The organism is Janthinobacterium svalbardense (assembly GCF_002327145.1).
GTDB lineage: Bacteria > Pseudomonadota > Gammaproteobacteria > Burkholderiales > Burkholderiaceae_D > Janthinobacterium > Janthinobacterium tructae.
Genome location: NZ_CP023422.1, coordinates 2,747,307 through 2,768,166 on the forward strand (window position 1 = coordinate 2,747,307; position 20,860 = coordinate 2,768,166).

The window sequence follows — 20,860 nt, forward strand, 5'->3', positions numbered from 1 at the left end:
GGCGGGGCTGTCAAGTATATTTCGGCAGGGAACGCTGCTGCTGCGCGCTGCGGCTACCATTTTGCAGCTCGACTTATTGTTCCTGCGCAACTTACTTTTCTATCATTATTGAATAATACAGTTTCCGTCTGGCGACCTGTGTCGCCCGCCCTGCTTTGGAGCTGCCAGCATGGAATCGTTGCTGAAGTACTATGAGCTGGAACTGGGTATGTTGCGTACGCATCAGCAGGAATTCGCTGCGCGCTATCCCGGCGTCGCCGGTGCACTGGGTCTGACTGGCAACAGTTGCCAGGACCCGCATATCGAGCGTCTGATCGAGGCATATGCCTTGTGCAATGCCCGCACGGCCAAGAAGATCGATGACGCACGCCATGTTTTCACCGAGTCCATGCTGGAAGTGAATTTTCCACACTACCTGAGGCCGTTTCCCGCGTGCTCGATTGCCCACGTGGACGCCAGCGGCGTGCCGGGCCAGGCGCGCGACGGCATCGATATCTTGCCGCGTGGAACATTGATGCAAGCACCGCCATACCAGGGCGTCGTCTGCAAGTTTCGCACCGCCTATGACGTGGTGCTGGCGCCGCTCAGCCTTGTCGGCGCGCGCTTCGTTCCCGTGATGGATGTTGCTGCGGCGGTCAATTTACCGTCCGACATATCGACTGCGATCGCCATCGATATCGTCTCCACGTCGGCCACCGCTACGCTGGAGCAATTGAGGCTGCCTGCCGTGCGCGTCTTCATCGATGGCACGCCATCGCTGACGGCCACCTTGCGCGATGCCCTGTTTTTGCATGCCGCATACGCCTGGATCGAGGCCGGCGGCGTGCAGTTGCCGCTGGCGCAAGTGCCGCTGCGTGCCGTCGGTTTTTTGCCGGAGGAGGCGCTGTTGCCGCGCAAGCCGGGTTCCCATCGTGCCTACTGCTTGCTGACAGAATACTTTGCCTGCCCTGACAAATTCCAGTTCTTTGATATCGACCTTGGCCTGATTACATCATGCTTGCCGCCTGGATGCCAGCGCTGGACCTTGCATCTGGGTCTGCGCGACATGACTGCCAGCAGCGCTGGCGCACGCCTGCTGCGCTCTGTATCGGCAAGCAATTTGCTGCTTGCCTGCACGCCGGTGATGAATTTGTTCCAGCAAGCGGCAGCGCCGATCCGGTTGACGCAAATGCACAGCGAGTATCCGCTGCTGGCCGAGCATAAATATGCGCATGCGTATGACATTCATAGTGTCGATGCCGTGCGCCTGCTGCGGCAGGGCGCCCATGCCGGCACGCTGACGCACTGCCAGCCGTTTTATGCCATGCACCATGGGCAGGCTGGCGGAGCGAAGAGCCGCTACTGGGTGGCGCGGCGCGATGAGGTGCGGGCGCTCAGCCATCCCGGTTACGAAAGCAGCCTGGCGTTTGTCGACGGCGACGAGGACGATACCTATGCCGGGATAACGACGGTATCGGTGGACCTGACGTGCAGCAATCGCAACTTGCCGAGTGCATTGCCAGTCGGTGCGCCGGATGGCGATCTGCGGCACGAGGGGCCGGCTGGCGCGCTGCCGGTGCGCCTGTTGCGCCAGCCCAGTCCGGCGTATCGCTTTAAAGCCGACTTGTCTGCGCAAGCCCGTTTGCTGGCATTGTTATCGCTGAATCATCAGTCTTTGCTGGAGGATGGTCTGGCGTTGTTTCAGGAAATGCTGGCGCTGCATGATTTGCCTGCTTCACTCATGTCACAACGGCAAATTCAAGGCATCCAGGCCTTGACGCAGCGCGCCAGCAGCACCTGGATGCCCGACGCCAGTGGCGGCGTGCTGGTATTTGGCATCGACGTCTTGCTGACGGTGGATGAAGAGGCTTACGTCGGCAGCGGCCTGCATGTCTTTGCGCAAGTGATCGAGTATGTGCTGGGTATGTATGTTCATGTCAACAGCTATTGCCGTTTGTTCGTCATTTCGCATCAGAGTGGGAAGGAGTTGCTGCGATGCCCGCCCCGCAATGGCCAGCAAGCACTGGCGTAATCGCGCTGCTGTCCCAGGCGCCATACCGTTTCGGTTTCTTTCAGACCGTGCGCCTGCTCGAACGCTGGCTATGCCGGCAGGGCGCGTGCGCCGATTCCGCACTGCACGATGGCTTGCGTTTCCATCAGAGCGTTGCCCTGGTCTTTCCTGCCTGCGAGATAGAGACGGTGTGGCATGACGGCGAGCATCGCCGCCTGCACCTGCGGCCCAGTTTCATGGGCTTGCTGGGTGTGAATGGCACCTTGCCCCTGCACTATACGGAGCGGCTGGTGCGCCACGAGCGGGCCACGGGCAATGCCGGCGCGCGTGCTTTTCTCGATGCCCTGTCGCAACGCGCGCCCGTGTTGTTTTATCAGGCCTGGGCCGGCAGCCGGATCGAGTGCCAGGTCGACGCAAGCGGCCGCGCCGGGTTCCTGTCGTTGCAGCTGGCGCTGGCTGGCGCCTGGCCGTCGCGCCTGGCAAACACCGGTGCGCTGCCGCCGGAAGCGCTTGCTTATTACGCGGCGGCACTGCGGCAGCGGCCCGTCAGCGCCGAGTTGATGGCCGATGTGCTGGCGGATTATTTCGGCGTGCCCTTGCGTATCGAGTCCTTCGTCAGCACTTGGCACGTGCGTCCGAGCGATGAGCATTCCCTGCTCAATCGCAGCAATGTGAGCCTGGGGCAGGGCGCCATGCTGGGCGCGCGCTGCCGGCGCCGGGACTTGCGCGTGCGCCTGTACCTGGGACCTTTGACTCGGGCACAGTTCGACGATTTTCTCCCCGGACATTCCGCTGCGCTGGCCTTGAAAAACATGTTGAGCCTGTTTGGCTTGCCATGCATGCAATACGAAATCCGTCTGATCTTGCGCGCTGCCGATGTGCATGGCAGCAGCCTGACGGCCTGGATGGAGCCGGGCACAGCTGGCCTGGGGCAGGGCGCGCGCTTGCTGAGCGGAGAGGCCAGCCGCGACTGTGACGCCATGTGCTATGACATCCGAATTCCCGGTGCCGCTTGATGCGCCGCAATTGGCAGCCGGCAAATGTATGAATACTGATGAGCTGGGAGCGAGGCGTATCGGCACAGGGGGAGGATGAATGGAGAGCGCGGACGAATTCATGCAGTTCATGCTGGTGGGGAAGGAGCTGAACGCCCGTCACCGGCCATTGCGCCTGCGGCTGGCGTATGCGGACGGCATCAACGACGATGTGCTGTTGCCGCAGCAGGTAGATGGCCGCGAAGCCATTTGCGCCGACCTGGAGTACCGCATACGTTGCGTCTCGCTCGATGCGCACTTGCCGCTCAAGCAGTTCATCGGTGTCCCGGCCGAGTTGCAGATCGTTACCGACGCAGGGCAGTTGCGCAGCGTGTGCGGCATCGTCGTGCAGGCATCTGCCGGATTGAGCGATGGCGGCCTCGCCACTTACCAGCTGGTGCTGCACGATGCGCTGACATTGATGGAAAAACGCCGCAATACGCGTGTGTTCCGCAGCAAGACGGAGCTGGAGATCGTCGAACTGCTGATTGCTGAATGGCGGCTGGGCAATACCATCATCGGCGCCACGTTTGTTTGCGAAATCGATCAGGCCTTGGCCGGTCGTCACTTTCCGGCGCGCGAACTGACCATGCAGCACAATGAATCCGATGCTGCATTCATCCGGCGCCTGCTGCGGCGGCGTGGCATTTCCTGGGTCATCCAGCCTGTCGCCGCACGGCATGGGGCGTCCGACGCCATGCCGTCGCATGTCTTGTTGCTGTTCGACGACGCCAGCCGCCTGCCGGAGAACGTGGCGCCTGTCATCCGCTACCACCGGGCGGACGCCACCGAAGAGAGCGATACCATCACGGCCTGGGGCGCCGTGCGCACCCTGCAGGCAGGCAGCATCGGGCGGCATAGCTGGGATTATGCGGCGCCGCGCAACCGTCAGTTCATGCAGACGGATGCGGACGGCATGGCCGATCAGGGTGCCTGCGGCAATTGCCTTGCGGCCAAGCTCGACGACTATTTTGTGGCGACGCCGCACATGGGCAATGACGCAGAAGATTTTCGCCAGCTGGGCTTGCTGGCGATGGCGCGCCATGACGTGGAAACCAAGTGTTTTCATGGCGAGGGCGTCGTGCGTTCGCTGTGTGCCGGCCAGCAGTTCAGCCTGGAAGGTCATCCGGAAATCGACCGGCATCGGCCAGATGCCCGGCGTTTCCTTGTCACGGCATTGGAAGTGCATGCCAGTAACAACCTGCCGCGCGCCCTGGATGCGCGCATCGCGCGTCTGTTCGCCGCCAGTGATTGGCTGGCGCAAGGCGCAACTTGGGTGGCAGGCGAGACGGGGCCGGAAACGCCGCGTTATCGCATGCGCTTCAGCTGCGTGCGTTCCAGCGTGGCCCTGGTGCCCGCATTCGATCCGCAGCGCGATGTGCCGCAGCCGCAGCTGCAAAGCGCCATCGTCGTCGGACCCATTGGTGAAGAAGTGCATTGCGACGAGCAAGGACGCATCAAGGTGCGTTTCCCCGCCACCCGCGCTGCCGACCATGCACATGCGCAAGGTTCCGGCGCCTCGGATACGGAGCGCGACACGGCCTGGCTGCGCGTCGTCAGCAACTGGGCGGGCGATGGACAGGGCAGCGCGCACCAGTGCGGCACCTTGGCATTGCCGCGCGTCGGCTCGGAAGTGCTGATCGGATTTTTGGCAGGGGACCCGGACCGGCCGATTGTACTGGGACAATTGTTCAATGCCGTGGCGCCGCCGCCTGCACTCAGCAAGCGCGGCGCGCTGCCGGGCAACCGCTACCTGGCGGGCCTGCGCAGCCGCGAAGTGCGCGGCCAGGGCGGCAATCAGCTGCGTTTTGACGACACGCCCCGGCAGATCAGTGCCCAGCTGGCCAGCGATCACGCCACCACTGAACTCAACCTTGGGTTTCTGGTCGAGCCGCGCGCGGGCGGCGCTGGTCAGCAGCGCGGCGACGGATTCGAGTTGCGCAGCGATCACGGCGGCGCGATCCGCAGCGGCAAGGCGCTGCTGCTGTCGGCCTGGCGGCGGCTTGACGCGACAGGCGGGCAGTTATCCGCCGAGGAACATCTGGCGTTGATGCAAGAGTGCCTGGACCTGTTCAAATCGCTGGGCGAGTACGCTGGCGCGCACCAGGCGCTGCCGGTCGACGTGGCGCCCGCCGCTGCCTTGAAAGAGGCGGTGGCTGGTGCCGTGGCGCCCACGGCCAGCCTGACGGCACCCGCAGGGCTGGCGTTGAGCAGCCCGAAGACCATTGTCAGCTACGCCGGCGTGAATGTCGACACGGTGGCGCAGCAGCACGTGCACGTGATCGCGGGCCAGCGCTGCAGCATGCAGGCCGGCGAGGGCGTTTCCGTGTTTGCCCACAAGGGCGGCATCACCCAGATCGCGCACCATGGCAAATTTCTCATGCAGAGCCAGTTTGATGAGATGCAGCTGAACGCCGCCAAGGCCCTGAAATTGACGGCCAATACCCGCATGATCGGCATGGCGCAGGATGAAATCACGTTCATGACGGCCGGTGGCGCCTATCTGAAACTGGCGGGCGGCAGCGTGGAACTGGGTGGCCCGGGTGCGCTGACCATCAAGACCGACGGCCATCACTGGAATGGCCCGGCCAGCAGCAAGGCTGAATTGCCAAGCTTTGACGAGGGCGACCTGGGCCGCATGCCGCAGGTGCTTTCCGGCCTCGACGACAGTCCCGTCAGTGGCGTCAAGATCGTCGTCGAGCGCGAGGATGGCTCGCAGCAAGTGGTCGATGCCGACAGCGAAGGCAAGGGCGCGGCCATCGTGGGCGACAGCCTGGAAAAGCTCAAGGTGCGTATTTTCAGGCCGCGCGATTGAACATGGATGTTGCGTTGCCCATCATTCACGGGAGTCAAGCATGAGTGTACACAAGCCCAAGGCGGGTTCCTTGCCCTTCGATGAAAGCAAATACCTGCAGATAGGCGAAAAAGACGGCTTGCTGCGCTTCGACCATGACACGCTGCTGATTACCACGCGCCTGCCCTTGCCGGGGATCATGATCTTCGTGCACGGCGTCAATTCCGATGGCGAATGGTATGACGAGGCGGAAGCCGGTTTGTGCGCGGGATTGAATGCGCGCTTGCACCGGCGCGTACACGATGCCGGGCGCGGCGCCGCCGAAGGCATCGCCATGACGCCAGCCCGTTATATGGGCCAGCTGACGCGCGACGGCTTTATCAATCCCCTGATGAAACCGAGAACCTTCATGGAAGGCGATGGCTATTCGCCCGTGATCCGCTTTCGCTGGGGTTATGCGGCCAATGACGAGGAGTTGCAGACGTATGGCGATGGCATATTTTTGAACGAGCAGAATTATTGGGGCGGCGGACCGTTCGCCAATGGCTGCAGTTCGCTGCCGGACCTGTGGGGCGAAGGCTTGTCGGACCAGCTGTTTTTGTGGATGCAGATCCAGCACATGAATCCGACCAATGACAGACAGGTGTACGCCTGCCCGCCAAGGCCGTATTTCGTGCTGGCCGCCTACCGCCTGGCACGGCTGATCGAGGCTATCCGGCAAAAACAGGCCGATGTGCCGATCACCATCGTGTGCCATAGCCAGGGCAATATGGTCAGCATGGCAGCGGCCTTCCTGGGTGAGCGCCTGCCCAAGGTGGCGGACTCCCAAGGCAGGCTGTGGCCTTGCATTGCCGACAATTATGTCCTGTGTAATCCGCCGTACAGCGTGGTGGAAGACAACATGGCGGAGAACTGGACGTCGTCGAATCTGAAGGCGGCCGACGGCAGCACGGGTCGCCAGACGGCTGCGGCGCGCATCGACACGCTGGCGGCCTTCTTCGCCCTCATCGGCGAACGGCGCGCCGCACAATGGAAGGCCGAGAAAATCGACCAGGCCATGAGCAGTGCGCATCACCCGTTCAAGGCGCAGCACGATATTGACAGTTATGGCGTGCGGGGTGCCACCGTGGGACGCGTGACCTTGTATTGCAATCCGCACGACCAGGTGATTTCTTCCTTGACGGTGCAAGGCATGGGCTGGCGCGGTTTGGCCGGCCCTGTGCTGGACAAGGATGGCCTGCCAAAAAAAGACCGCCAGGGCAAGCCCGACCCCGGCGAAATCGCCAGGGCGGGCGGTGAAGGCGTATTTACCCAGCGCGTGTTTGCCGAAGGTTTTCCCGTCGGCGTAAAAGGCGCGTACGACTACTGGGGCGATCATCGTCCTGCCATCGACTTTGGCAGCGACCATTTCTGGAATCCGCCTTCCATGATTTCCACGTATAGCGTGGCCAAGGGCCTGGAAGCGCAAGAGAACTGGCTGTTCCAGATACTCACCGTGGCGTTTGCGCCCATCGCCATCGTGGCCACCGCATTGATGCGCAAGCGTATCAATGCCTCGCCCGACAAGTACTGGAAAATCCCGCTGGAAGCGCCCGACCTGCCAGAGACCTTCTTCCCGCAGGCGAAGTTATTTGGCGCTATCTGCCCCAGCTTTGACATGGGACTGCATCCGCACGGCTGGGATCGCAACAAGGATGCCGCCCATCCGGCGGGCGACCCGTTCCATGGCGAGCGCGAGCTGGAGATACCGCGTGGCGGCCTGCATGGCGAAAAACAGCGCACCGATGCGGCGTGCGGCAACGAGGAGAGCGAAGCGGCCCTGCAATACGAATACCACGCCTCCCTGCGCATGATGGCCAAGCGCGAAGGCAAGGTCGAGAAAGGCAAACACGTCACGGAAGAAGACCATCCCGAGACGGCGAGCGCGCAATACACGGCATGGCGCCAGCGGAAAATCCAGAAGGGCCTGGCCGGCAACGTCGGCACCTATGCCACCGACCACTCCACCATCCTGACCAACAGCGAACATTCCAGAAAGGCGCTCGCGTATGACGTGGCCGTGGGCTGCTGCCATTTGTCGGAAACGGATTTGCGGGAGTTGAGGACGATGGCGGATTGGCGGTTTCTTATTGATTTTGAGGATAGTGAACAAATGAAAATTTTCAAGGAATATTTTAAAGAAGGGCGTATGAATGAAAAAACTGTTGCGCATTGGGCAAGAACATCAATAGATGGAACTATGCCGGGGAAAATAAATAATTCGCGTGAAAACAGTGCGCTCTGAATTTTATTGTGGAATTTTCTTGATTAAGGTAGGTAATTATGGCTAAAAATTTTATATTTAATGCATTGGCTGCGATGATGGCGACGATAGGTTTATCCTCGTGTGCCGTTAAAACGGAAATGAATGTTGAGAAAATAGAAAAAGACACTGCGAAGCCGTTTATCGCACAAGTAGTAGGTGTGCAATGGCTAAATCCCCTGCAGCGACAGGACTATCCTACCGAGTGGCAACTACTTTGGACTCTTGGAAAGGTTAGGCCGAATGAAAAGGATGATATGGTTGAGTTGCATCCGGCTATTTTTTCCAGTGTGAGATCTGTTTCTGGAATAGCGTCTTCCCTTAATGGGAAGGGGAGTTTTAAAAATTTCCACATTAAGTATGCCAATGAATTGATATCTCCATTTCATGGTATGTACTTTTCAAATCCTACCTATTTCTACAATGCGCATGATGTAAAAAACAAAAAAGGCTGGAATGAATTGGCGGGTATCCATGTTGAGTACGCCTTGCCTACAGAACGGTTTGATCCCCTTCTCGCCGGGGAAGACTTGCGCAAGCAAATTACAAGTACTTTTTCAATCGGCAACCCGAACTTCCCCAACTCCTGGACCAAGTCCACCCCGCCTGACGTGCGCGTGACGGCCGGTGGCGCGAATGCGGGCTTTGTGTCTCTGGCGGCCGCCCTCGATTATCTGCAGGCGCATCCGAAGGAAACGGTGTGGGTGATGAGCTGGGATGCGCCCAGTTTTCCGAAAGATGAGCAAATTAATGAAAACATGGTCTTGCTGGTACTGGCCGGCCCCCATTACAAGACCGAGCGCGACGCGCTGGCGTGGATAGGCTATCCGTCCACGCAGCAGGTCAGCGCTTTTGCAGCGCAGAAGGGGCTGCTGCCGCCCACGGTGCAGGCGTGGCAGGCGACGCTGGCGCAGGCGGCCGCGAATGGGCGCAAGACCGATGCCGAGATCGGCTATGTGATCCATGACGCGCACAATGCGCATCCGGTCTCGTCGGATCGCATCGGCTACCTGGCGCAAACCTTGACGACTGAATTGCCGGCTTTCGATTTTCTCCAGCAAACCTTCAACACCCCGGCGCTGCTGGGCGAAATGGGCGCCGCCACGGCCTTGACCAACGTGGCGCTGGGCATCGCGCAGGCGAATCACTTTGGCCAGAACGTGCTGGTGGCGGGCACCAGCGACGCCGGCCAGACGACCGGCGTGCTGATCTTGCCGCCGGCCAAGGTGCGCCCCATCGACCCCGTGAAACCGTGGTTCCGCGCGCGCGGCGGCGGCAATGCCTATCTGATGTGGTGGGGCATCCGCCATGCCTGGGCCACGCTGGACGCGGGGCAATTCAATGAGCAGGGGTATTCCAAGTAGACGATGGGGAAGGCGCGCCAGATGGCGCTCTTGATGAACTGACCAGGGTGAAAAATGAACCTTTACTTTTCCTTTCGCAACTTGTCGGCACTGCTGGCGGGCCTGGTTTTGTCGGCATGCGTGACGCATCCGGTGAGCAAAGATGGCTGTGAGAATGAAAAAATGACTGCCCAGCCCTTCATGGCGCAAGTGGTGGGCGTGCAATGGCTAAATCCACTTCAGCGTCAGGATTATCCAACCGAATGGCAACTGCTATGGACTCTTGGGGAAGTAAGCCCGAATAAGAAAGACGACATGGTAGAACAATACCCTGCTATTTTCTCTGAGGTCAGATCTGTGTCTGGCATAGCTTCATCAAATGATGGTAAAGGTACTTTTTTTAATTTCCATGGAAAATATTTGTTTGAAATGATAGGTAATTTCCACGGTGTATATTTTTCCAACCCCACCTATTTTTATAACGCCCACGACTTCAAACACAAAAAAGGCTGGAATGAATTGGCGGGTATCCATGTCGAATACGCGGTGCCCGCAGTGCGCTTTGACCCTATTCAGGCAGGCGAGGCACTGCGCGAAGAAATCATCGATACTTTTTCCATCGGGAATCCCAGTTTCCCCAACTCCTGGACCAAGTCCACGCCACCCGAGGTGCGCGTCACAGCCGGCGGCGCGAATGCCGGTTTCATTTCCCTGGCGGCCGCCCTCGATTATCTGCAGGCGCATCTGAAGGAAACGGTGTGGGTGATGAGCTGGGATGCGCCCAGTTTTCCGAAAGATGAGCAGATCAATGAAAACATGGTCTTGCTGGTACTGGCCGGTCCCCATTACAAGACGGAGCGCGATGCGCTGGCGTGGATAGGCTATCCGGCCACGCAGCAGGTCAGCGCCTTTACAGCGCAGAAGGGGCTGCCGCCGCCCACGGTGCAGGCCTGGCAGGCGACGCTGGCGCAGGCGGCCGCGAATGGGCGCAAGACCGATGCCGAGATCGGCTATGTGATCCATGACGCGCACAATGCGCATCCGGTCTCGTCGGATCGCATCGGCTACCTGGCGCAAACCTTGACGACTGAATTGCCGGCCTTCGATTTTCTCAAGCAAACCTTCAACACCCCGGCGCTGCTGGGCGAGATGGGCGCCGCCACGGCCTTGACGAATGTGGCGCTGGGTATCGCACAGGCGAATCACTTTGGCCAGAACGTGCTGGTGGCGGGAACCAGTGACGCCGGCCAGACGACCGGCGTACTGATCTTGCCGCCGGCCAAGGTACGGCCCATCGACCCCGTGAAACCGTGGTTCCGCGCGCGCGGCGGCGGCAATGCGTATCTGATGTGGTGGGGCATCCGGCATGCCTGGGCCACCCTGGATGCGGGGCAATTCAACGAACAGGGATATTCGAAGTAGACGATGGGGATGGCGCGCCAGATGGCGCTCTTGACGAGCTGAACAGGGTGAAAAATGAACCTTTTCTTTTCCTTTCGCAACTTGGCGGCACTGCTGGCAAGCTTGGTTTTGTCGGCATGCGTGACGCATCCGGTGAGCAAAGATGGCCGTGAGAATGAAAAAATGATTGTCCGGCCCTTCATGGCGCAAGTGGTGGGCGTGCAATGGCTAAATCCGCTTCAGCGTCAGGATTATCCAACCGAATGGCAACTGCTATGGACCCTTGGGAAAGTAAGGCTAAATAAGAAAGACGACATGGTAGAACAATACCCAGCTATTTTCTCTGAGGTCAGATCTGTGGCGGGCATAGCATCATCAAACGATGGTAAAGGTACTTTTGTTAATTTTCACGGAAAATATGTCCGGCAGATGATTACCAAGTTTCATGGCATGTATTTTTCCAATCCCACCTATTTTTATAACGCCCACGACTTCAAACACAAAAAAGGCTGGAATGAACTGGCGGGTATCCATGTCGAATACGCGGTGCCCGCAGTGCGCTTTGACCCTCTCTTGGCTGGCGCTGCCCTGCGCGAAGAAATCATCGATACTTTTTCCATCGGCAACCCGCACTTCCCCAAATCCTGGACCAAATCCACCCCGCCCGACGTGCGCGTGACGGCCGGCGGCGCGAATGCCGGTTTCATTTCTCTGGCGGCCGCCCTCGATTATCTGCAGGCGCATCCGAAGGAAACGGTGTGGGTGATGAGCTGGGATGCGCCCAGTTTTCCGAAAGATGAGCAGATCAATGAAAACATGGTCTTGCTGGTACTGGCCGGTCCCCATTACAAGACGGAGCGCGATGCGCTGGCTTGGATAGCTTATCCGGCCACGCAGCAGGTCAGCGCCTTTGCGGCACAGAAGGGTCTGCCGCCGCCGACGGTGCAGGCGTGGCAGGCGACGCTGGCGCAGGCGGCAGGCAACGGGCGCAAGAACGAGGTAGATATCGGCTATGTGATCCACGATGCGAACAACACCCGGCCGGCGTCGCCTGACCGTATCGCCTACCTGGCGCAGACCTTGACGACCGAGGTGCCGGCCTTCGATTTCCTCCAGCAGACCTTCAATACGCCAGCCTTGCTGGGTGAAATGGGCGCCGCCACGGCCTTGACGAACGTGGCGCTGGGCATCGCGCAGGCGAATCACTTTGGCCAGAATGTGCTGGTGGCGGGCACCAGCGACGCCGGCCAGACGACCGGCGTGCTGATCTTGCCGCCGGCCAAGGTGCGCCCCATCGACCCCGTGAAACCGTGGTTCCGGGCGCGCGGCGGCGGCAATGCCTATCTGATGTGGTGGGGCATACGGCATGCCTGGGCCACGCTGGATGCGGGGCAGTTCAATGAGCAGGGGTATTCGAAATAGACAATGTCGCAGGCTCAGGCATAGCGCACCTGCGCTGCCAGGGCTGGCATGTCCTGTGCCATGCGCGCGAGGATGCGCTGCAGTACGGCCGCATCGCCGGGCAGGCGTGCGGCGAAGGCTGGCCAGCCGTACAGTTCCAGCTGTAGCGGCATGTCCACCAAGCCCATGATGGCATCCCATAACGCATCCCAATTCATGCCGTAGAGGGAAGGAAAACCCAGTGCGGCCGCCAGGCTGGCATGCAACTGGCGCGTGGTGTTGATATCGCTCAAGTCGATTGTCACAAGGGCTGGCCGATTCACAGTATGCCCTTGAGCAAGTTCTGCAGGTTTTGCCGCATGCCGCCCACCATCGTCTCGTGCCGCTCCAGGATGGCGGAAGCATTCTGGAACGGTGTCGGGGCGAGATACAGGCGCGGCAGGTCGGTCACGGCCACGCCGCGTGGGCCGCCGCGCAGGATCTCGTCCACATGCTTGTTGATCGAGTGGGTGGCAGCCTGGATGCGCGGCGTGGCCGACGCGGCCAGGCAGGCTGCCAGCGCGGCATCGAGTTCGGCGCGTACGGGCGCTTGCGGTAGCACCGGGGCGGCAATCTGTTCCAGCGGCGACATGTTGACGGCGGGCTTGCGGTACGCGAGCAATGTATCGAGCGCCATCAGCCGGTGCGCGCCGCCGCGCTGCAGCCAGTCAACGATTTGTGGCCAGGGCGTGCCCAGCAGGGCTGCCGCCACGCCCCATTGTCCTGCCACGGGCGAGCCGACATTCGCCTCTAGCCAGTCGAGGGCGGCCGGATTGCCCGTGTAGGCCAGCAGGATGGCGTTCGACGAGCGCAGCGCGGGCGCTTGCGTGGCAAGGATGGCGGTCAGCCAGGCGAGGGCGCCGTCGCCGGGCTGGCTGACCAGTTGCTGTGAAAAAGGGGCGCTCAGGGCGCGGCTGTCGGCAAATTGATGTTCTGACATAGCGGGAGCAAGTAACAAACCAGGCCCCAGTCTAGCAGCCGTGTGGTGGCAGAGTCGGCCCGCACGAACATTGTCACCATAAACATTTAAGACTGACTTCAGTGCCATCGGCCCCGCTTGCGCTACAATCGGCTCTCCTTTATTGCCACTGCCGCGCGCGGTTTCCCCTCTCCACCATGTTCCCTAAACGCCTGACCCTGCTTGCCCTGGCCGCCTTTGCGCTGGCCGGCTGCGATACCACCGTCCCGAAACCCATACAAGTATTGACGCCGCCCGAGCCCATCGTCGTGCCGCCGCGCAAGATCAAGATCGGCCTGGCCCTGGGCGGTGGCGCGGCGCGCGGCTTCGCGCACATTGGCGTGATCAAGGCGCTTGAATCGCAGGGCATCCACGCCGACATCGTCACCGGCACCAGCGCCGGCAGCGTGGTGGGCGCCCTGTATGCGGCGGGCAACTCCGGCTTTGCCCTGCAAAAGATGGCCTTCGACATGGACGAGGCGGCCATTTCCGACTGGGCCTTGCCCCTGTTCGGCAAGTCGTCCGGCGTGCTCAAGGGCGAGGCGCTGCAAAGCTATGTCAACAAGGCTGTCGGCGGCGTGCCGCTGGAAAAGCTGAAGATTCCGTTTGGCGTGGTGGCGACCGATTTGAAAAATGGCCAGCCGATCCTGTTCCAGCGTGGCAACACCGGCATGGCTGTGCGCGCCTCGTCGGCTGTGCCCGGCGTGTTCCAGCCCGTGACGATCGCCGGCCACACCTATGTCGATGGCGGCCTCGTCGCTCCCGTGCCCGTGCGCTTTGCGCGCGACATGGGCGCCGATTTCATCATCGCCGTGAATATCTCGTCGCAAACGGATACCCAGAAGGCCATCAGCTCGATGGAAGTGCTGATGCAAACGTTTGCCATCATGGGTCAGCGCATCAACCAGTTCGAGCTGAAGGATGCGGACGTGGTGATCCAGCCCAGCCTGGGCACCATGAAAGGCAACGATTTCAACAGCCGCAACCAGGCCATCCTGGCGGGCGAGCAGGCGACGTTTGCCGTGATGGCGCAGCTCAAGCAAAAGCTGAAAGCCAAACGCGAGCAGTAGGGGATAGCGCCGCGGCGCATTTCGTATACAATTTTGCTTCAACATAACAAGGATGCACCATGCAATCGAAACCGATTTTGACCCTGGACGACGTAAAGAAAATCGCTGCCGCCGCCGAAGCGGAAGCGGTCAAGAATAACTGGGCGGTCGCGATCGCCATCGTCGACGACGGCGGCCACCTGCTGTGGCTGCAGCGCATGGATGGCGTGGCGCCGATCTCGTCGCACATCGCTCCATCGAAAGCCAAGACGGCCGCACTGGGCCGCCGCGAATCGCGCATCTATGAAGAGATGATCAATGGCGGCCGCGTATCGTTCCTGAGCGCGCCGGAAATCGACGGCTTGCTCGAAGGCGGCGTGCCCATCGTGTTTGATGGTCACTACGTGGGCGCCGTCGGCGTCTCGGGCGTGAAGTCGGCCGAAGATGCGCAAATCGCGAAAGCGGGTATCGCCGCTTTGGTGTGATGGACACCTGGCCAAACCTACTGCGCGGCGCGCTTTGCGGCCGGCGATGCTCACCGTACTTTAGTACGGTTGCGCTTCTCGGCCACAAATCACTGCCGCTCGCTACGGTTTTGCCAGGTGCCGTGACGTCAACTGTGATTTATGTGATTTAAGTAATAACCGCAATTGTGTATTCAGAAGAATGAACTAGCCGCCCCGCGCAAGCCGGGCGGCTTTTTCATGGGGTGCAGGATTTATGCTGCTGCGCAAAAAAATGCCGGACCTTCTGCATTTTCTTCCTTGTGGAAAAGCTTCCTTTTGGTTATAATTCAAAGGTTTAGCCAATCACACATATACCGTAGCGACTACCCATCCCCTCATTCAAAATGACCGTTGAAACACCCTGAGTGCATCTGGCTCGGGTATCTAGGCGGTCGGTCTGACGTGGCGCAGCTACGGTAACTTTATCAGGAGTTGCCCTTGCCGCCATTTTTTTCTGGCCCTGCCGTTCCAGCCATATTAGCGCTTGCTGATGGAACGATCTTTAAAGGTTTTTCGATCGGTGCCGCCGGTCATACCACGGGCGAGGTTGTTTTCAACACCTCGATGACCGGGTATCAGGAAATCCTTACCGACCCAAGCTATTGCCGCCAGATGGTCACCCTGACCTATCCGCATATCGGTAATACGGGCGTCAATCCGGAAGACGTCGAGTCTTCCAAGGTTCACGCCGCTGGCCTCATCATCCGCGATCTGCCATTGCTGGCATCCAATTTCCGTTCCACGCTCTCCCTGTCCGACTACCTGAAAGCTGAAAATATCGTCGCCATCGCCGGCATCGATACACGCAAGCTCACGCGCATCCTGCGTGAAAAAGGTGCGCAGGGCGGTGCCATTCTGGTCGGTACGCAAGGCAATGAGCCATCCGCCGCGCAAGCGCTGGAACTGGCCCGCTCCTTCCCCGGCCTGGCCGGCATGGACCTGGCCAAGGTGGTATCGAGCAAGGCCGCCTACGAGTACCGCGAAACGGAATGGACCTTGGGCGAAGGCTACGGACAACTGGCTGACGCGGACGCGAAATACCACGTGGTCGCCTTCGACTACGGCGTCAAGCGCAACATCCTGCGCATGCTGACGGCGCGCGGCTGCAAGGTCACCGTGCTGCCGGCGCAAGCCACCGCAGCCGACGCCCTGGCGTTGAATCCGGACGGCATCTTCCTGTCGAACGGTCCCGGCGACCCGGAACCGTGCGACTACGCGATTGCCGCGACCCGCGAGCTGATCGAGAAGGGCATCCCGACCTTCGGCATCTGCCTCGGTCACCAGATCATGGCGATCGCTTCCGGCGCGAAGACCCTGAAGATGAAGTTCGGCCACCACGGCGCGAACCACCCGGTGCAAGACCTGGAAACGAAACAGGTCTTGATTACCTCGCAAAACCACGGTTTCGCAGTCGACGCGGCAACTCTGCCCGCGAATTGCCGCGTGACCCATGAATCGCTGTTCGACGGCTCTCTGCAGGGCTTTGCCCGCACGGACAAGCCGGCCTTCTGCTTCCAGGGCCACCCTGAAGCGTCGCCGGGCCCGATGGATGTTGCTTACCTGTTTGACCGCTTCATCAACTTGATGGCTGCGGAGGAGAAAAAGAAAAATGCCTAAACGTTTAGATATCAAAAGTATTCTGATTATTGGCGCTGGCCCGATCGTGATCGGCCAGGCCTGCGAATTCGATTATTCCGGCGCGCAAGCGTGCAAGGCCCTGCGCGAAGAGGGCTACAAAGTCATCCTGGTCAACAGCAATCCTGCGACCATCATGACGGACCCGGAAATGGCCGACGTCACCTACATCGAACCGATCACCTGGTCGGTCGTTGAACGCATCATCGCCAAGGAGCGTCCTGACGCCATCTTGCCGACGATGGGCGGCCAGACCGCGCTGAACTGCGCGCTGGACCTGTTCAACAACGGCGTGCTGGCAAAATACAACGTCGAGCTGATCGGCGCATCGCCGGAAGCCATCGACAAGGCGGAAGACCGTTCCAAGTTCAAGGACGCGATGACCAAGATCGGCCTCGGTTCGGCCCGTTCCGGCGTGGCGCACTCGATGGACGAAGCCTGGACCGTGCAGCGCACCTTGGGTTTCCCGACCATCATCCGCCCATCGTTCACCATGGGCGGTTCCGGCGGCGGTATCGCTTACAACGAAGAAGAATTCGAAACCATCTGCAAGCGCGGCCTGGAAGCGTCGCCGACGAAAGAGTTGCTGATCGAAGAATCGTTGCTGGGCTGGAAAGAGTACGAGATGGAAGTGGTGCGCGACAAGGCGGACAACTGCATCATCATCTGCTCGATCGAAAACCTCGACCCGATGGGCGTGCATACGGGTGACTCGATCACGGTCGCGCCGGCGCAAACCTTGACGGACAAGGAATACCAGATCATGCGCAATGCCAGTCTGGCAGTGCTGCGCGAGATCGGCGTCGACACCGGTGGCTCGAACGTGCAATTTTCGATCAACCCGGTCGATGGCCGCATGATCGTCATCGAGATGAACCCGCGCGTATCGCGTTCTTCGGCCCTGGCATCGAAAGCGACGGGTTTCCCGATTGCAAAGATCGCCGCCAAGCTGGCCGTCGGTTACACCCTGGACGAGCTGCGCAATGAAATCACGGGCGGCGCCACGCCGGCCTCGTTCGAACCGTCGATCGATTACGTCGTCACGAAGATCCCCCGTTTCACGTTCGAGAAGTTCCCGACCGCCGACCACCACCTGACGACGCAGATGAAGTCCGTCGGCGAAGTGATGGCGATTGGCCGTACCTTCCAGGAATCGTTCCAGAAAGCCTTGCGCGGCCTGGAAGTGGGCGTGGACGGCATGAACGAGAAAACCAAGGACCGCGAAAAGATCGAAGAAGAACTGGGCGAGCCTGGTCCTGAGCGCATCTGGTACGTGGGCGATGCGTTTGCCCAAGGTTTTACTTTGGAAGAAGTGCACAATCTCACCAAGATCGATCCATGGTTCTTGATCCAGATCAAGGAAATCGTCGACCTGGAACTGTGGCTGGACACGCAGAAGCTGGATAACCTGGACAAGAACACTCTGTACAAGTTGAAACAGAAGGGCTTCTCGGACCGCCGCCTGGGCTTTTTGCTGCAGACGACCGACACGGCCGTGCGCCTGCAGCGCCATGCGCTGAACATCCGTCCCGTCTACAAGCGCGTCGACACGTGCGCGGCGGAATTTTCGACCGACACGGCGTACATGTATTCCACGTACGACGAAGAGTGCGAATCGAATCCGACCGACAAGAAAAAGATCATGGTCTTGGGCGGTGGCCCGAACCGTATCGGCCAGGGTATCGAATTTGACTATTGCTGCGTCCACGCGGCCCTCGCCATGCGCGAAGACGGCTACGAGACCATCATGGTCAACTGCAACCCGGAAACAGTATCGACCGACTACGATACTTCGGACCGTCTGTACTTCGAGTCGCTGACCCTGGAAGACGTGCTGGAAATCGTCGCCATCGAAAAACCGGTGGGCGTGATCGTGCAGTACGGCGGCCAGACACCATTAAAACTGGCGCTGGACCTGGAAGCGAATGGCGTACCGATCATCGGCACCTCGCCCGACATGATCGATGCGGCCGAAGACCGCGAGCGTTTCCAGCAACTGCTGCACAAGCTGGAACTGCGCCAGCCGCCTAACCGCACTGCGCGCACGGAAGCCGACGCTTTGGCGCTGGCGCAGGAAATCGGTTACCCGCTGGTGGTGCGTCCATCGTACGTGCTGGGCGGCCGCGCCATGGAAATCGTGCATGAGCAACGCGACCTGGAGCGCTACATGCGCGAAGCCGTCAAGGTCTCGCACGATTCGCCGGTACTGCTGGACCGCTTCCTGAACGACGCCATCGAGTGCGACGTCGATTGCATCTCCGACGGCGAAACGACGTTCATCGGCGGCGTGATGGAACACATCGAACAGGCTGGCGTGCACTCGGGCGACTCGGCTTGCTCCTTGCCACCATACTCGCTGTCGCAAGAAACCATCGATGAACTGAAACGCCAGACGGCGCTGATGGCCAAGGGTTTGAACGTGGTCGGCCTGATGAACGTGCAGTTCGCCATCCAGAAACAGGAAATCGACGGCGAAATGAAAGACGTTGTCTTCGTGCTGGAAGTCAATCCGCGCGCTTCGCGCACCGTGCCTTTCGTGTCGAAAGCCACCGGTTTGCAACTGGCGAAGATCGCCGCGCGCTGCATGGTCGGCCAGTCGCTGGCCTCGCAAGGCATCACGCAGGAAGTCGTGCCGCCGTACTTCAGCGTCAAGGAAGCCGTGTTCCCGTTCGTCAAGTTCCCGGGCGTGGACACTATCCTGGGCCCTGAAATGAAATCGACGGGCGAAGTCATGGGCGTGGGTCTGACGTTCGGCGAAGCGTTTGTGAAATCGCAACTGGGCGCCGGCGTGAACCTGCCAAAATCGGGCAAGGTATTCATCAGCGTGAAAGCGTCGGACAAACCGCGCGCCGTGCAAGTGGCGCGCGACCTGGTCGAGTCCGGTTTTACCGTGGTCGCCACCAAGGGCACCGCCGCCGTGATCGCTGCTGCCGGCATCGCCGTCACGCCAGTGAACAAGGTGATCGAAGGCCGTCCGCACATCGTCGACATGATCAAGAACCATGAAATCGTGCTGGTGATCAACACCGTGGAAGAAAAACGCAGCGCCATCGTCGATTCGCGGGCCATCCGCACTTCGGCCCTGGCGTCGCGCGTGACGACCTACACCACCATCGCGGGCGCGGAAGCGGCCGTCGAAGGCATCCGTCACCTCGATGAGTTGCGTGTGTACGATTTGCAAGGTCTGCACAAGACCTTGAACTAAGTGCGTTTGCAGTGACCGCCGTTAGGCGGTACACTGCATGCTTATCAACCACAGAGTTCCGTGCAGAGCAGCGCGCGGCCTCTGTGGTTTTCACTTGGTAAGTCCGTTAACCGTGGTAAAACACGGACAACGGCACCGATAACCAGCAGATAGTAGAGATAACATGACCTCAGTCCCATTGACCAAATACGGCGCAGAACTTCTGAAGGAAGAACTGCATCATTTGAAGACCAAGGAACGCCGCATCGTCATCGATGCGATCGCCGAAGCGCGCTCGCACGGAGATTTGTCGGAAAACGCCGAGTACGATGCCGCCAAGGAACGCCAGGCCTTCGTCGAAGGCCGCATCGCCGAGCTCGAAGGCAAGCTGGGCGCAGCGCAAATCATCGACCCGACCGCGCTCGACGCGGAAGGCCGCGTGGTGTTTGCCTCGACCGTGAACCTGGAAGACCTGGAATCGGGCCAGAAAGTCACCTATCAGATCGTCGGCCTCGATGAAGCCGACCTGAAAAAGAACAAAGTCTCCGTGACGTCCCCGATCGCCCGCGCGCTGATCGGCAAGTATGCCGGCGACGTGGTGGAAGTGCAGGCGCCGTCCGGCCCGCGCGAATACGAAATCCTGGAAGTACAGTACATCTGATGCTCGCCCGCATGCGCTTCCTCGTTGCCACCCTGTGGGCCGGCAGCCTGTGGACCATCGGCTTCATCGTGGCGCCCACCTTGTTTGCTACCTTGAGCGATCGTGTGCTGGCGGGCAATATCGCCGGCAGCATGTTCCGCGCCGAGGCGTGGCTGTCGATCGCCTGTGCTTTGGTGTTGCTGGCCTTGCTGCAATGGGGCGCGGGCGCGCTGGAGCTGAAACGCCGCCGCCTGCTGGGGGCGCTGGTGCTGGCTATGCTGGTGTGCGCGCTGCTCAGTCATTTCGGCATTTCGCCGCTGATGGCCGAACTCAAGGCGCAGGCCCCGTCGGGCATCATGGACGAGGCCATGCGCAGCCGCTTCGGCATGCTGCATGGCGTGTCGACCCTGATCTTTGCCGTGCAGAGCTTGCTGGCGGGCGTATTGATCTGGAAACAGCAGTAATCGCTGCCGTGCTTGTCGGATTACGCGCTGCGCGCTAATCCGACCTACATGGCAACACGTAGGTCGGATTAGCGAGGCCGTAGGCCACGCGTAATCCGACGCCGCAGCGGCAATAAAAAA

The 20,860-nt window shown here is 60.3% G+C and carries 15 protein-coding genes; 13 read left to right on the forward strand and 2 right to left on the reverse strand.

Annotation, left to right across the window (positions count from 1 at the left end):
* The first annotated feature begins 169 nt into the window (after positions 1 to 169).
* From tssF to CNX70_RS12415, 7 genes are all read left to right on the forward strand, one after another.
* Positions 170 to 2,011, forward strand: coding sequence for a type VI secretion system baseplate subunit TssF (tssF, locus tag CNX70_RS12385; protein WP_096234926.1), 1,842 nt, complete (start codon positions 170 to 172; stop codon positions 2,009 to 2,011).
* Positions 1,975 to 3,006, forward strand: a complete 1,032-nt coding sequence (gene tssG, locus CNX70_RS12390; protein ID WP_096234927.1) for a type VI secretion system baseplate subunit TssG — start codon at positions 1,975 to 1,977, stop codon at positions 3,004 to 3,006. Before tssF ends, tssG begins: the two co-directional genes overlap by 37 nt.
* A 79-nt stretch (positions 3,007 to 3,085) precedes the next feature.
* Positions 3,086 to 5,839, forward strand: coding sequence for a type VI secretion system Vgr family protein (locus CNX70_RS12395; RefSeq protein WP_096234928.1), 2,754 nt, complete (start codon positions 3,086 to 3,088; stop codon positions 5,837 to 5,839).
* 40 nt (positions 5,840 to 5,879) lie between these two features.
* On the forward strand, positions 5,880 to 8,102 hold the full coding sequence (locus CNX70_RS12400) for a T6SS effector phospholipase Tle3 domain-containing protein (protein WP_157750992.1): 2,223 nt from the start codon (positions 5,880 to 5,882) through the stop codon (positions 8,100 to 8,102).
* A gap of 548 nt (positions 8,103 to 8,650) precedes the next feature.
* Positions 8,651 to 9,484 (forward strand): hypothetical protein, encoded by an 834-nt coding sequence (locus tag CNX70_RS28870; protein ID WP_244199126.1) that lies wholly within the window; start codon positions 8,651 to 8,653, stop codon positions 9,482 to 9,484.
* A gap of 399 nt (positions 9,485 to 9,883) precedes the next feature.
* The gene (locus tag CNX70_RS12410) at positions 9,884 to 10,885 is read left to right on the forward strand and encodes a hypothetical protein (RefSeq protein WP_096234931.1); all 1,002 of its coding nucleotides are present in this window, start codon (positions 9,884 to 9,886) and stop codon (positions 10,883 to 10,885) included.
* A gap of 408 nt (positions 10,886 to 11,293) precedes the next feature.
* Positions 11,294 to 12,286 (forward strand): hypothetical protein, encoded by a 993-nt coding sequence (locus CNX70_RS12415; protein WP_244199127.1) that lies wholly within the window; start codon positions 11,294 to 11,296, stop codon positions 12,284 to 12,286.
* A 14-nt stretch (positions 12,287 to 12,300) separates the two neighbouring features.
* Here the strand turns inward: CNX70_RS12415 and CNX70_RS12420 are convergent, their stop codons facing one another.
* Together CNX70_RS12420 and CNX70_RS12425 are read right to left on the reverse strand one after the other, a co-directional pair.
* On the reverse strand, positions 12,301 to 12,570 hold the full coding sequence (locus tag CNX70_RS12420) for a barstar family protein (protein WP_244199128.1): 270 nt from the start codon (positions 12,568 to 12,570) through the stop codon (positions 12,301 to 12,303).
* Positions 12,571 to 12,584: 14 nt separating this feature from the next.
* Complete coding sequence (locus CNX70_RS12425; protein ID WP_096234933.1) at positions 12,585 to 13,244, reverse strand: hypothetical protein; 660 nt, start codon at positions 13,242 to 13,244, stop codon at positions 12,585 to 12,587.
* Positions 13,245 to 13,420: 176 nt separating this feature from the next.
* On the opposite strand from CNX70_RS12425, the gene CNX70_RS12430 reads away from it, so the two are divergent.
* The 6 genes from CNX70_RS12430 (at position 13,421) to CNX70_RS12455 (ending at position 20,740) form a co-directional block, all read left to right on the forward strand.
* Positions 13,421 to 14,332, forward strand: coding sequence for a patatin-like phospholipase family protein (locus CNX70_RS12430; RefSeq protein ID WP_096234934.1), 912 nt, complete (start codon positions 13,421 to 13,423; stop codon positions 14,330 to 14,332).
* Between the two features lie 59 nt (positions 14,333 to 14,391).
* Entirely contained in the window at positions 14,392 to 14,796 is a 405-nt protein-coding gene (locus tag CNX70_RS12435) for a GlcG/HbpS family heme-binding protein (RefSeq protein WP_096234935.1), read from the forward strand.
* A 459-nt stretch (positions 14,797 to 15,255) separates the two neighbouring features.
* Positions 15,256 to 16,434, forward strand: coding sequence for a glutamine-hydrolyzing carbamoyl-phosphate synthase small subunit (carA, locus tag CNX70_RS12440; RefSeq protein WP_096234936.1), 1,179 nt, complete (start codon positions 15,256 to 15,258; stop codon positions 16,432 to 16,434).
* Positions 16,427 to 19,657, forward strand: a complete 3,231-nt coding sequence (carB, locus tag CNX70_RS12445; RefSeq protein ID WP_096234937.1) for a carbamoyl-phosphate synthase large subunit — start codon at positions 16,427 to 16,429, stop codon at positions 19,655 to 19,657. Before carA ends, carB begins: the two co-directional genes overlap by 8 nt.
* Before the next feature lie 163 nt (positions 19,658 to 19,820).
* Complete coding sequence (gene greA / locus CNX70_RS12450; protein ID WP_071077944.1) at positions 19,821 to 20,297, forward strand: transcription elongation factor GreA; 477 nt, start codon at positions 19,821 to 19,823, stop codon at positions 20,295 to 20,297.
* Entirely contained in the window at positions 20,297 to 20,740 is a 444-nt protein-coding gene (locus tag CNX70_RS12455) for a DUF4149 domain-containing protein (RefSeq protein WP_208624531.1), read from the forward strand. The genes greA and CNX70_RS12455 overlap by 1 nt, the downstream gene beginning before the upstream one ends.
* Positions 20,741 to 20,860: the final 120 nt, after the last annotated feature.

Bases quoted from the DNA above. Each gene is read 5' to 3' on its own strand.
- CNX70_RS12395 (WP_096234928.1), top strand. From the start codon at position 3,086: ATGGAGAGCGCGGACGAATTCATGCAGTTCATGCTGGTGGGGAAGGAG.
- CNX70_RS12415 (WP_244199127.1), top strand. From the start codon at position 11,294: ATGATTACCAAGTTTCATGGCATGTATTTTTCCAATCCCACCTATTTT.
- CNX70_RS12455 (WP_208624531.1), top strand. From the start codon at position 20,297: ATGCTCGCCCGCATGCGCTTCCTCGTTGCCACCCTGTGGGCCGGCAGC.
- CNX70_RS12435 (WP_096234935.1), top strand. From the start codon at position 14,392: ATGCAATCGAAACCGATTTTGACCCTGGACGACGTAAAGAAAATCGCT.
- carB (WP_096234937.1), top strand. From the start codon at position 16,427: ATGCCTAAACGTTTAGATATCAAAAGTATTCTGATTATTGGCGCTGGC.
- greA (WP_071077944.1), top strand. From the start codon at position 19,821: ATGACCTCAGTCCCATTGACCAAATACGGCGCAGAACTTCTGAAGGAA.
- CNX70_RS12425 (WP_096234933.1), bottom strand. From the start codon at position 13,244: ATGTCAGAACATCAATTTGCCGACAGCCGCGCCCTGAGCGCCCCTTTT.
- tssF (WP_096234926.1), top strand. From the start codon at position 170: ATGGAATCGTTGCTGAAGTACTATGAGCTGGAACTGGGTATGTTGCGT.
- CNX70_RS12430 (WP_096234934.1), top strand. From the start codon at position 13,421: ATGTTCCCTAAACGCCTGACCCTGCTTGCCCTGGCCGCCTTTGCGCTG.
- CNX70_RS12400 (WP_157750992.1), top strand. From the start codon at position 5,880: ATGAGTGTACACAAGCCCAAGGCGGGTTCCTTGCCCTTCGATGAAAGC.
- tssG (WP_096234927.1), top strand. From the start codon at position 1,975: ATGCCCGCCCCGCAATGGCCAGCAAGCACTGGCGTAATCGCGCTGCTG.